The organism is Xanthomonas sp. F10 (assembly GCF_014206815.1).
Taxonomy (GTDB): Bacteria; Pseudomonadota; Gammaproteobacteria; order Xanthomonadales; family Xanthomonadaceae; genus Xanthomonas_A; species Xanthomonas_A indica.
The window spans coordinates 1,141,826-1,154,032 of record NZ_JACHNP010000001.1; the positions used below are offsets into that span (position 1 = coordinate 1,141,826).

Genomic DNA, 12,207 nt, shown 5'->3' on the forward strand with positions numbered 1-12,207 from the left:
GGTTTGGGAACGGAAAGTATAGCGGGACCGTCACTGCCGCCGCCTAGACAAACGGCCGCCGGAAGATGAAGCGTTTACCTGTGATCGCCATCGACGCACCGGCGGTCGTGCAAACACGCGGCGGTCGCGCAAAAAAACAAACGGCAGCCGAAGCTGCCGTAAGTCCTGGTGCCGAAGGTGGGACTCGAACCCACACGCTTTTAAGGGCGGCGGATTTTGAGTCCGCTGCGTCTACCGATTCCGCCACTTCGGCGCGGCCGCGGAGTATAGCCGACTGTGCGGCCGTGCCGCTAGCGGCGCCATGCCGGTGCTGTCTCAGTGTGGGGCAGGGGAGAGGGATGGCAGTGGGCGAGGCGTTCCCGGGCCGTTCTCTCTATAGGCGGTACGCCGTCGCGACATCTGTGTCGCGCTTCCCAGGGCGCTTCGTGTTGTGCCGACATCGTCAATTGCGCGCCGGGCATGGCTGCAGACGCTCGGCAGCGTTTCTGTGCCGCGGACTGCCATGGACCCACATCGTCGTGATGGTCGATGCGAGGCTCGCGCGTCGTGGAATGCAGGCGTCCACGACGATTCGATGAGGTATGGCGGGTGCCTTGGCGATGCCACGAACGTTCCGCAAAAAAACGCTTGCGTGTGCCGATCACGATCGTTAATATTCCGCTCCTCGCAGCACGTGGGGCCATAGCTCAGCTGGGAGAGCGCTTGCATGGCATGCAAGAGGTCGCCGGTTCGATCCCGGCTGGCTCCACCAACTTTTCGGACGTAGGCCTGTCCGCAAAGCGACATCGTTAACAGCGTCCCCATCGTCTAGAGGCCTAGGACATCACCCTTTCACGGTGGCGACCGGGGTTCGAATCCCCGTGGGGACGCCAATTTGCAGGAATTCCTCGCACGCATCCGGGTTCGGCTCTGCCGAACGCATTGAGTGCGGGGTTTGTACATCGGAAGAAAGTCGGGTAAGATTCCGCTTCTGCCAGTACACGTGGGGCCATAGCTCAGCTGGGAGAGCGCTTGCATGGCATGCAAGAGGTCGCCGGTTCGATCCCGGCTGGCTCCACCAACTTTTCGGACATAGGCCGTCCGCAAAGCAACATCGTTATCTGCGTCCCCATCGTCTAGAGGCCTAGGACATCACCCTTTCACGGTGGCGACCGGGGTTCGAATCCCCGTGGGGACGCCACTCTTCGAAAACACCCGGCATCGCCGGGTGTTTTTTTATGCGTGCTGTGGTCGGGGCGGCGTCTTGGAGATGGCGGGGGCGTGCGCCCGTACCCTCACCCCAACCCCTCTCCCGGAGGGAGAGGTGCTTTGGCTTCTTCCTTCTCCCTGTGGGAGAAGGTGCCCCGCAGGGGCGGATGAGGGTCCGGACGCGCACGACATTTCAACTGTCGTGACATGCGCCTTGGCATTTCGACCGCACGTGGCTGCGCCGTACCCTCACCCCAACCCCTCTCCCGAGGGGAGAGGGGCTATTACGCTGCGGCGCCCGCTCAATGCAGCAGCCGGCGGATCTGCAGGATCGCTTGCGGCGTTTGTTGCACGCTGTGCCCGGAGACGATCACCGTTTCCGAGGCGGCGCTGGGCAGGTGGGCGCTCCAGTACGGCACGATGCCGTCGCTGGACTGCGTCAGCGGCACGCGCGGATCCTCCTGCCCGATGATCGAGTGGTAGGTCACCTGCGGTGAGATCGGCAACTGCGCCGCGGCAAGGATGAAGGGATCGCGGTCGCTGAGGCTGTCGATGCTGTTGGGCAGTGGGCCGAGCATGTCCTTGCCGGCAATGTCCTTGAACTGATCCAGGACGCGACGGGGCAGGCCGATCACGGCGCGCGCCAGTTCGCCGAGGGTACCGGCGGCCTCGGGCGTGCCGCGCTGCGGGGTGGCCAGGAAGATCGCTTCGGATACTTCCGGCATCGGCGCGAAATGCAGCATCGGTCCGAGCCTGGCTTGCAGCGCCTGGCGCGCCTGCGGATCCAGCGCGGCCCCATCGAACAAGGTGCGCCACAGCCGCTCGCCGTCGCTGGAGGACACCATCAAGCGCGCCAGCACACCGCCCATGCTGTGCCCGATCAACACCATGTCGTGTGCGGACACGCTGCGGCGCTGCGGATCGAACTGGTCCAGCGTCTGTTGCAGCGCCGTGCGCACCTGCAGGTGGGTGTAGGGAATCGGCAGGTTGGTCGGGTAGTACACCAGCCAGATCTGGTAGCGCGCGCGGACCTGCGGATCGCCGAGCAGGTCGTTGGCCAGGTTCACCCACGCCTCCGGGCTGCTGGCCAGCCCATGCAGCAGCACCAGCACGCGCCGGTTCGGATCGTAGGGCTGGGTCAGGAACACGTGCGGCCGGTCGATGCCGTGCCCCAGGCCAAGCAGGGTGCGCAGCGACTGCGCGGCGAAGCCGGCGCGGGCCATCCATACGCCATAGCCGGCGCTGAAGTTGGCGGCCAGCGGCACGTCGGCACCGCCCATCGCCACCCGCTCGCTGAGCGAGGGATCGTGGACCTCCACGTGGGCGCTGTGGCCGGACAATACCTCTTTGAGAGTGCGGCCGTCGAAGCGCAGCAAGACCGTGAGGTTGGGCGTGGGCATGTCGCTGTAGGCGGGAGCGGCGTCGGCAGCGCCGATGACGTCCGGCGCCGGCCGCGGCAGGACCGCGACCATTTCCGCACCGAACCCGTCGCGCCGATAGACGCTGCGCAGCCCGTCGAAGCGCAGGCCGCTGGCCGCCAGCATCGCTTCGGGCATCGGCATGTCCTTTGGGCTACCGATGCCGCTGGTATCCAGCGTCACCGTCCACTCGGGCAGGGCAGCGATCTGTGCACCGGCGTCCTGCGTGGCGGGTGGATGTCGCCGGTAGCGCGCGAACAAGGCCGTGACCGCTTGCTGCACGGCGTAGTTGTAGTAGTCGCGCACCTGGGTCTGGCGTTCCTCGAAGGCGCGTTCGCTGGGCGTGCGTCCGCTGAAGAACAGGTAGGCGTAGGCGTAGCGCGCGGTCTGCAGCCAGGCGGCCAGCGTGGCATCGCCGTCCGGCTGCTGCTTGGCGGCACGCTGCGCGGCCAGGAGCGACAGTTCCGACGCCGTCGCCAGGGCGCGTTCCTGGTCCAGGTCGGTGTTGCCGAGCAACTGCTCGACGCATCGCGCAACCGTTGCCGTGCAGCTTGCCGCGTCGAGGCCGGCGACGTTCAGCGTCTGCAGGGCGGCATGGCTGGGGCGCGCGGCGCTCAGGGCGTCGCCACGCTTGGCCTGGATGTAGCGCGCGGCATCCACGCGCTGCAGGGTGACGCTGGCGCAGCCGCCGGCGCACAGCGCCAGCCCCAGCACGACGCAGGCCAGCGCCACGCGGTGCCAGCGCTGGCGCCTCATGCCGCGGCCTTCGCCGGCATGCCCGCACGGCGCGCGAACAGCAGGTCGTACAGCACCGGGATCACGCCCAGGGTCACCAGCGTGCCCAGGGCCAGGCCGCCGATCATGGTGATGGCCATGCCGGTCCACAGCGGCCCGGCGAACAGCATCAGCGGAATCAGGCCGACGATGCAGGTCAGCTTGGTCATCACGATCGGGCGCAGGCGCTTGACCGCCGCGGCGATCACCGCCTCGTGCCGGCCCAGGCCATCGGCCAGTTCGGCCTCGATCCGCTCCAGCAGCAGCACCGCGTTGTTGACGATGATGCCGGCCAGCGCGAGCAGGCCGAAGGTGGCCATGAAGCCGAACGGATAGCCGGTGACCAGCAGGGCGAGGGTGGCGCCGATCAGCACGAACGGAATGCTGGCGACCACGATGAACAACTTGCGGAACGAATTGAACTGCCACACGAACAGCAGCAGGATCGCCCCCAGCGCATGCGGCATGTACTGCAGCAGCGCCTGGTTGGCTTCGGCGGCATCCTCCAGCTCGCCGCCCATCTCGATGCGGTAACCCGGCGGCAGGCGCAGCGCCGCCACCTTGTCGGCCAGCGCGTCCACCACCTGGTCGGTGGTCAGGTCCGGGTTGCGGCCGGTGATGGTGATGGCGCGGCTCAGGTTGCGGCGCTGGATGGTCGAGGGTTCCGAACTCAGCCGGATGTCGGCGATCGCCGACAGCGGCAGCGGCGCAGCGCCGGAGGACGGATAGATCGGCGTGTCGCCCGGGTTGCCGGCGCGTGCACGCTGGTCGCTGTCGCCGCGCAGCACGATCGGCACATTGCTGCCGTCGTCGTGGATCACCGAGGCGTCCACGCCGCCGTAGCGCAGTTGCAGCGCCTGGGCGATGTCCTCGCTGGCGACGCCGGCGCGGCGCGCCTTGGCCTGGTCCACCTGCACCACGTAGCGCGGGATGCGGCTGTCCCAGTCGTCGCTGACGTCCAGCGTGCCGGGCAGGGCGCGCAAGGCGTCGGCGATGCCGGCGGCGAGGCGGCGCAGTTGCGCCTCGTCCGGGCCGATCACCCGGTAGATCGCCACGCCGGATTCGGTGGAGCCCAGCGAAAAGCGCTTGGGCTCGGCGCGCACCGCCGGATACGCCTGGCGCAGGTGGGTGCGCACCTTGGCGATCAGCGCGTCGATGTCGGTGCCCGGCCGCACGCTGACGGTGAAGTAGGCGATGTTGGCCGCCGGCAGCGGCGGGTTCAGCCCGAGCACGATGCGCGGGCCGCCATCGGCGACATAGCCGATGCTGTCGACGATCTGCGGGTTCTGCCGGCGGTCGGCCAGCCATTGGCTGATCGACTGCACGGTGCGCAGGGTCTCGCGCGCATCGCTGCCGGGCTGCAGGGTCACCGGCATCTGGAACTGCAGGCGGTCGGACTTGGGCAGGAAGCTGTACGGCACCGAGACCAGCACCGTCACCGCCAGTGCCAGCAGCGCAAGCATGCTGCCCAGGAACAGTGCCTTGTGCGCCAGCAGTGCTTCGATCGCGCGCCGGTACAGGCGGTACGGCCTGGACGTATAGGTGTCGCCGTGGCCGTCGGCCGGCGCGGCATGCGCGCGGGCGAAGTACATGCACAGCAACGGGGTGATGGTGATGCTGAGCAGCCACGAGCCGAGCAGGGTCACTGCCAGCACGATCGCCAGCGAGCGCATGTATTCGTTGGTGCTGGTCTGGCCGAAGAAGAACGGCGAGAACGCCAGCACGATCACCAGCGAGGAGGTCAGCAGCGGGATCGCCAGGCTGCGGCCGGCGGCCTCGCAGGCGGCGCGGCGTTCTTCGCCGGCGGCCAGGCGCCGTTCGATGTCCTCGGCGATGACGATGCCGTTGTCCACCAGCAGGCCCAGCGCCAGGATGATCGCGGCGATGGACACGGTCTGCAGTTCCACGTTCAGCGCCCGCATCGCGATCAGCGCGCCGAGGATGGTCAGCGGCACGATCGCGCCGACGATCAGGCCGGTGCGCCAGCCGAGGAACAGCATCACCACCGCCATCACGATGACGATGGTCTCGCCCATCACGTGGTGCATCTTGCCCATCTCGCGCTCGACCACGTCGGCCTGGAAGGTGACCACGTGCTGCGCGAAGCCCACCGGCAGCGCCTTGGCGGTCTCGCCCAGGGTGCGCCGCAGCGCCTTGCCGACCTCGGCGACGTTGTTGCCCGGCGCCATCGACACCGCCACCACCACGGCCGGCTGGCCCTGGTAGATCGCGCCGGCCTCCGGCGGATCCACCGGCATCAGCTCGATGCGCGCCAGTTGCGCCAGCGGGATCTGCCGCGGGCCGTCGGTGCCCTGCGTCGCGATGGGCGTATTGCGCAGGTCGTCCAGGTCGCGCACTTCGCCGGAGGTGGTCACGGTCATCGCCATGCCAGATGCGGCGACCAGGCCGCCACCGGCGACCACGTTTTGCGCGCGCAGTTGCTGCGCGACCGCGGCGGGGGTGAGGCCGGCTTCGCCCAACCTGGTCCGGTCGAAGGCGACGTAGACGCGTTCGTCCTGCAGGCCGTGGAAGGTGACCCGCTCAACGCCCGGCACGGCATACAGCTGCGCGCGCATCTGCCGCAGCGGTCCGAGCATCTCGGCGGTGTTGAAGCCGGGCGCGGTGACCGCGATCGAGGCGATGGCGACGCGGCCGAAGTCGTCGTCCACCAGCGGCCCCTGGGTGCCCGCGGGCAGTTCCGCGCCGGCCTCGGCCGCCTTGCTGCGCACCCGCTGCCACAGCGCCGGCAGGTCCTTGACGCTGTCCTGCGCGGTGAGCTGCACGATGGCGCTGCCGGGATGGATGGTGGTGACGATCTTCTTCAGGCCGCTGACCTCGCGCAGCCGTTCCTCCAGCGGGCGCGCGAGCAGGTTCTCCACGCGTTCGCTGGGCATGCCGGGGAAGCCGACCTGCACGATCGCATCGCGCACGGTCACGCTGGGCTCTTCCTGCGAGGGGAAGCCGAGGAAGGTGACGATGCCGCCGATCAGGATCAGGGCGGCGCTGAACAGTGCCAGGCGGCTGGACTGCAGGGTGGCGCGGGTCAGGTTCATGGCGAGACGGTGCCGAGGCGGGTGGTGGGACGGAACGGCACCACGTGCTGGCCGTCGTGGAGGAAGGCGGCGCCGGCGGCGACGATGCGCTCGCCCGCGGCCAGGCCGCGCAGGATCTGCACGCGGCCGCCATCGCTGTGCCCGATCACGACCCGGCGGCGACGCACGCTGCCGCTGTCCTGGCGGTACACGAACACCATGGTCTGGCCATCGGCCATGCTCGGGAGCAGCGCGCTCAGCGGCACGCTCGGTGCCTGGTCGGCAACGCTGTCGGGCAGGGCCAGCAGCAGCGATTCGCCGCTGCGCGGCTGCGTTGCATCGGCGCTGGCGCTGTCGAACAGCGCCTGCACGGTGGCGCCACCGTCCACGCGTTCGGACACGCTGCGCAGGCGCAGCGGCAAGCCTTGCTGCGGCGCACTGCTGCGGTAGGCGAGCACACGCTGGCCGGGTTGCAGCGCCGCTGCGCGCTCGGCCGGCAGCGTCGCCAGCACCTGCGCGCGATCGGCACCGTCCAATTGCAGCACCGGCTGGCCGGCGCCGATCAGAGTGTCGGGTTGCTGCAGCCGCGCCACCACGCTGCCGTCGAACGGCGCACGCAGTTCCGACTGGCGCACCGCGCGGCGCGCCAGCGCCAGGTCCGATTGCGCGCTGCGCACCCGCGCCTGCGCCGCGGCGAAGGCGCTCTTGGCCGCGGTCAGGGTCGACGCGGAGGCGGCGCCGTCGTCGAACATGGCCTGCTGCTGGGCGAGCTGGGTCTGTTGCTGCTGCAGGTCGGCCGCGGCGATGCCGACGCCGGCCTCGGCCTGCTGCAGACGCAGGGCGTTCGGTTCCGGATCCAGGCGCGCGAGCACCTGGCCGGCGTGCACGCGGTCGCCCACGTCCACGGCGATGGTGGCGATGCGGCCTCCGCCTTCGAAGCCGAGGTCGGCGCGCTGTTGCTGGCGCACCTGGGCGAGGTAGCGGATGCTGTCGTGCGCGGCGTCGCCGCCGACGGTTTCCAGCTTGACCGCGCGCGGCGCATCGGCCGGCGGCGGGGCCTCGCGGTCGCAGCCGGACAACGCCAGCGCGGCCAGCGCCAGGCACAGCGGGAGAAGCAGGGTGGGGCGCAGGATCATGGTCGGCGGTGTCCCGGAAGCGATCAGAAGGTGTAGGTGAGGGTGGCGCCGCCGCCGGCACCCGCGCGGCGGCGCACCACCGGGCTGCCGTCGGCGGGGCCGACGTAGCGGGTGGCGTTGAGCAGCAGCGAGGCGGTCCAGTGCGGCGACAGGGTGTGGTCCCATTCGGCACCGACCGTGTAGGCGTACACGCCGGCATCGGCGCGATGCGGCTGAAAGCCGCTGGCCAGGCTCTGCGCATCGGTGACGCCGAAGTACGCCTGGTTGAAGCGGCGGTCGCCGAAGTGCGCGTCCAGGTCCAGGGTCACGTTGTCGGCCGCGGCCTGCAGCAGGGTGAAGCGCGCCCCGGCGCGGTAGCGGTTGCGGCGCGCGCCGTCCTTCAGCGCGAACTCGGCCTCGGCGTCCAGCGCCAGGTACGGGGTGAGTTGCTGCATGACCAGGCTGCGCGCGGTGATCGCGCCGGGCACGTCGCCCATGCCGGCCAGGTTCTTGGAGCCGGGGCGCCAGCTGCTGTTGCGCTGCAGGCGGCCGAGGTCGTAGCCGAACGACTGGCTGGCGGAGAAGCCGTGCGCGTTCTGGAATTGCACGCCGGCACCACGCACCGTGTCGACGAACAGGATGCCGCGCTGCACCGAGAACACCGGCACCGCCTGCACGCGATCGTCGGCGGAACCGGCATAGCGCGGGGTCAGCATGGCGCCAGCGCCCACGCTGAGTTGGGTGCGGTCGCCGAACAGGCCGGCGCTGAGCGCCGGGTCGGGGTCTGCGGCATGCGCGGCCGGCGGCAGTGCCAGCAAGGCTACGGTCAGCGTGGGCGACAGAACGAAGAGGACATGTTTCATCGGGGCAACCTCGGGTGGGGGAAAGGTCAGGGCGCGTGCGGCAGCGGCACGCCATAGAACGCGCGGAACAGCGCGATGCGATCGAGCAACAGGTCCTGGCGGGCCTGCAGGTGCGCCAGTTCGGCCTGGGCGGCCTGGATGTCGCCGGCCAGCAACTCGGGGCGGTCCTGCAGGCCTTGCGCCACGCGCTGCTGCAGGCGCGCCACGCGTTGGCGTTCGCGTTCCAGGTTGGTCCGTTCGCCGCGTTCGCGCTGCTGCAGCGCCGGCAGCGCATCCAGCGCATCGGCGACCTCGCGGAACGCCGCTTCCACGGTCTTCTCGTAGTCGGCCACCGCGCCGTCCTTGCGCAGCTGTGCGAGATCCAGGTTGGCGCGGTTGCGGCCGCCGTCGAACAGCGGCAGCACCAGTTGCGGCATGAAGCTCCAGGTGCGGCTGCCGGGCATGAACAGGCCGTTCAAGGCCTCGCTGGCGGTGCCCAGCGAGGTGCTCAGCCGGATCGACGGGAAGAAGGCGGCGCGTGCAGCGCCGATGTCGGCATTGCGCGCGCGCAGTTCGGCTTCGGCCTGGCGCACGTCCGGGCGCTGCAGCAGCAGCTGCGAATCGAGGTCGCGCCAGGCGCGGCCGTCGTTCTGCTCGGCGCCGGGCAACAGCTCCTGCAGGGTGCCGGCGCCGTCGGGCGCGGCGTAGCCAGCGAGCAATTGCAGGGCGCGGCGAGCGGCGGCGTGGTCGCTGACGGCCTGCTGCGCGCGCGCCTGCGCCTGGTCGTCGTCGTGGCGCTGGCGGTCCAGCGCATCTTGGGAAATCAGCCCGACTGCCTGCTGGCGCGTGGCGATCGCCAGTAGCGCGGCGCTGCGCTCGGCGATGGTCTGCGCCTGCTGCCGGCTCTGCAGGGCGGCACGTTCCAGCGTGTAGGCCCGGAGGACTTCGGCGATCAGCGCACCGCGCGCCGCCTGGCGACCTTCTTCGGTGGCCAGGTAGCGCTGCTGCGCCGCCGCCGACAGCGACGCCAGCTTGCCGAACAGGTCCAGTTCGAAGCCGTCCACGCCGACCGCAACGGTGCTCAGCTTCTGGCCATAGCGCGCCTGCGTGGCCGCGTCGTCGTAGCTGCGGCGCGTGCCCTGGGCATCGAGGCCGAGCTGCGGCAGTTGCTGCGCGCGTTCGATGCGGTACTGGGCGCGCGCCTGCTGCACGGTCAGCACGGCATTGCGGAAGTCCGGGTCGTGGGCCAGCGCCTGGGTCACGAGGGGGGCCAGGTCGTGCTGCGGCGAGAACGCCCGCACGAACCGCTGTTCCTGATCCGTGAGTGCGCTGTCGCTGCGGTCCGGGGCAGTGGCCGCGGTTGCGGCGGTCGCGCCCAGCGTAGGGGGCAGGGCAGGTTGCGGGCGCTGGTAGACCGGCGCCAAGGAGCAGCCCCCCAGGGCGAGCGCGAGCAGGCCGAGCAGGGCGTGGGCGCGACGCGGGCGGAGCAACGGGGACGGTAGAATCATGGCGGCGGTCGGGTGATCGAACTCGACTGCCAGCATCGGCGGGCATGTTCAAGCCGCCTTCTAGGAATCTTCAAGATTCCATCAAGACGCGAAAACGGGCACCAGGCAATGCACGCGAAGAAGATCCTGCTGGTCGAAGACGATGCCGACAGCGCCAGCATCCTCGAGGCCTACCTGCGCCGCGACGGCTTCGACGTCACCATCGCCGAGGACGGGCAGAAGGCGGTGGCGGTGCACGCGCAGTGGAAGCCGGACCTGGTGCTGCTGGACGTGATGCTGCCGCGGCTCAGCGGCACCGAGGTGCTGTCCACGATCCGCCGCAGCAGCGACACGCCGGTGATCATGGTCACCGCGATGGGCGATGAGCCGGAAAAGCTTGGCGCGCTGCGCTACGGCGCCGACGACTACGTGGTCAAGCCGTACAGCCCCAAGGAAGTGGTGGCGCGGGTGTATGCGGTGCTGCGCCGCGCCGGGCCGGCGCGTGCCAGCGAGGAGCCGCTGCGTCACGAGCGGCTTACCGTGGACACCGCGGCGGTGCGCGCCACCGTGCGCGCTGCCGACGGCCAGGAGGTGGCGCTGGAGCTGACCCCGACCGAATTCAACATCCTGGCCACGTTGATGAAGACGCCTTTCAAGGCCTTCACCCGCAGCGAACTGCTGGAGATCTGCCTGCCCGACAGCGATGCGCTGGAGCGGGTGGTGGATGCGCACGTGCACAACCTGCGCAAGAAGCTGGAGCATGAGCAGGTCACCGGCCTGTTGGTGACGGTACGCGCGATCGGCTATCGCTTCCGATGAACTGGTCCTGGTTCCGCCGCAATCGCCACGCGCCGCTGTGGCAGTGGGTGGGCTTGCGCATGAGCGCACTGGCGGTACTGACCATCATCGCGATCGCGCTGGGCATGGTGCTGCGCTTCGCGATCTGGGACGTGTCCACCCTGAGCCGCCTGCCACCGCAGGCGCGGCAGGAGATGCTGCAGCTGCGCGAGGATCCGCACAGCAATGCGCGGCGCCTGTGGGAACTGTTCGAAACCTATTACGACGTGGCCGACTTCCTGCCCGGGCTGGCCAGCCGCGACTGGTGGCTGCTGGCCGGCATGGTGCTGGCGTCGATCCCGGTGATCGTGGTCTGCGGCCTGCTCGCCTCGCGGCCGCTGTCGCGGCAGTTCTCCAACGTGGCCGAGGCGGCGCGGCGCATCAGCGACGGCGATTTCGCCGCGCGCGCCCGGGTGGTGCCCGGTGCGCCCGACGAACTGGCCGGGCTGGCGATCGACTTCAACGGCATGAGCGCGCAGCTGCAGCAGTACGAGCGCGAAGTGCGCGAGTCCAGCGCGATGCTGGCGCACGAACTGCGCACCCCGCTCAACGCCGCGATGGGGCGGGTGCAGGGCATGCTCGACCAGGTGTTCCCGAGCAGCGAGGAGCAACTGCGCATGGTCCAGCGCCAGCTGGAGCAGATCAATCGCCTGGTCGGCGACCTGCACCTGCTGTCGATGGCCCGCGCCAACCAGTTGATGCTGGAACCGCAGCGGTTCGCGCTCGGTGCGCTGGTCCGCGAGCGCCTGACCTGGGCCGCGCAGCCGCTGCAGGAGGCCGGCATGCACGTGCAGGTCCGCATCCCCGAGCAACTTCACATCAGTGCCGACCGCGACCGCCTGGGCCAGGTGTTGTCGGTACTGATCGACAACGCACTGCGCTACGCCGCGGTCGGCGGCGAACTGGCGCTGGAGGCGCAGGCCGATGCCGATGGCGTGCTGATCCGCGTCGCCGATCGCGGCCCCGGCGTCGACGAAGAAGCCCTGGCACGCATGGGCGACCGTTTCTGGCGCGCCGACGACTCGCGTGCGCGCCATTCCGGCGGCAGCGGCCTGGGCCTGTCGATCGCTGCGGCCATCTGCCAGGCGCACGGCGGTGCGCTGGAGTTCGCCAATCGCGGGGGCGGCGGACTATGCGCCCAGGTGCGGTTGCCGTCCGGGTTGGCAGGTGATGCGGGCGCGGGTCGCAGCAGTGCGCCTGCGCCACATCCGCGCAAACGGCAAGCGTGAGATCGGTGCGGTAAAGTCCGCTGCACGAACGGAGACGTTCCGTCCCAGGCTTCCAGGTGAGTACCGCATTGGATACCAACCGCCAGCGCCAGGCCGTCCCAACGGGCAAGACCGCCGAGGAGTGGCAAGAAATCGAGCACGCGGCCATCCAGGAGTTGCAGCGCCGGGCTGACGAGGCGCACGCGACCGTGGTTGCGTTGCTGGATCGCCACGGCGGCAACTTCAGCGCCAGGCAGATGTCGCAGATACGGCGGCGGCTGGAGAAGCGTTGAACGGGTGACGTGG

At 69.8% G+C, this 12,207-nt stretch carries 8 protein-coding genes and 5 tRNA genes; 7 read left to right on the forward strand and 6 right to left on the reverse strand.

Annotated features, from left to right (window positions below; translation table 11 throughout):
• Positions 1–166: 166 nt before the first annotated feature.
• Positions 167–253 (reverse strand) — tRNA-Leu (locus tag FHR56_RS05060).
• 422 nt (positions 254–675) lie between these two features.
• On the opposite strand from FHR56_RS05060, the gene FHR56_RS05065 reads away from it, so the two are divergent.
• From FHR56_RS05065 to FHR56_RS05080, 4 genes are all read left to right on the forward strand, one after another.
• Positions 676–751: transfer RNA gene (locus FHR56_RS05065), tRNA-Ala, on the forward strand.
• A gap of 45 nt (positions 752–796) precedes the next feature.
• Positions 797–872 (forward strand) — tRNA-Glu (locus tag FHR56_RS05070).
• Positions 873–984: 112 nt separating this feature from the next.
• Positions 985–1,060: transfer RNA gene (locus FHR56_RS05075), tRNA-Ala, on the forward strand.
• Between the two features lie 44 nt (positions 1,061–1,104).
• Positions 1,105–1,180 (forward strand) — tRNA-Glu (locus tag FHR56_RS05080).
• Between the two features lie 310 nt (positions 1,181–1,490).
• Here the strand turns inward: FHR56_RS05080 and FHR56_RS05085 are convergent.
• The 5 genes from FHR56_RS05085 to FHR56_RS05105 are packed head-to-tail and all read right to left on the reverse strand — an operon-like array spanning position 1,491 to position 9,877.
• Positions 1,491–3,362, reverse strand: a complete 1,872-nt coding sequence (locus FHR56_RS05085) for an alpha/beta hydrolase (protein WP_160947264.1) — start codon at positions 3,360–3,362, stop codon at positions 1,491–1,493.
• Positions 3,359–6,433 (reverse strand): efflux RND transporter permease subunit, encoded by a 3,075-nt coding sequence (locus FHR56_RS05090; RefSeq protein WP_184502425.1) that lies wholly within the window; start codon positions 6,431–6,433, stop codon positions 3,359–3,361. The genes FHR56_RS05085 and FHR56_RS05090 overlap by 4 nt, the downstream gene beginning before the upstream one ends.
• Positions 6,430–7,548 carry an efflux RND transporter periplasmic adaptor subunit gene (locus FHR56_RS05095; protein WP_160947262.1) on the reverse strand — a complete coding sequence of 373 codons (1,119 nt, stop codon included), beginning with the start codon at positions 7,546–7,548 and terminating at the stop codon, positions 6,430–6,432. Before FHR56_RS05095 ends, FHR56_RS05090 begins: the two co-directional genes overlap by 4 nt.
• 23 nt (positions 7,549–7,571) lie before the next feature.
• A complete protein-coding gene (locus tag FHR56_RS05100; RefSeq protein ID WP_184502426.1) occupies positions 7,572–8,390 on the reverse strand; it encodes a MipA/OmpV family protein in 819 nt (272 codons plus the stop codon).
• A gap of 26 nt (positions 8,391–8,416) precedes the next feature.
• The gene (locus FHR56_RS05105) at positions 8,417–9,877 is read right to left on the reverse strand and encodes an efflux transporter outer membrane subunit (RefSeq protein WP_184502427.1); all 1,461 of its coding nucleotides are present in this window, start codon (positions 9,875–9,877) and stop codon (positions 8,417–8,419) included.
• Positions 9,878–9,985: 108 nt separating this feature from the next.
• On the opposite strand from FHR56_RS05105, the gene FHR56_RS05110 reads away from it, so the two are divergent.
• The 3 genes from FHR56_RS05110 to FHR56_RS05120 all read left to right on the forward strand — a co-directional run bounded on the left by FHR56_RS05110 (position 9,986) and on the right by FHR56_RS05120 (position 12,194).
• Positions 9,986–10,675, forward strand: coding sequence for a response regulator (locus FHR56_RS05110; protein ID WP_160947259.1), 690 nt, complete (start codon positions 9,986–9,988; stop codon positions 10,673–10,675).
• Positions 10,672–11,922, forward strand: coding sequence for an ATP-binding protein (locus FHR56_RS05115; RefSeq protein ID WP_160947258.1), 1,251 nt, complete (start codon positions 10,672–10,674; stop codon positions 11,920–11,922). The genes FHR56_RS05110 and FHR56_RS05115 overlap by 4 nt, the downstream gene beginning before the upstream one ends.
• 68 nt (positions 11,923–11,990) lie before the next feature.
• The gene (locus FHR56_RS05120) at positions 11,991–12,194 is read left to right on the forward strand and encodes a hypothetical protein (RefSeq protein WP_160947302.1); all 204 of its coding nucleotides are present in this window, start codon (positions 11,991–11,993) and stop codon (positions 12,192–12,194) included.
• Positions 12,195–12,207: the final 13 nt, after the last annotated feature.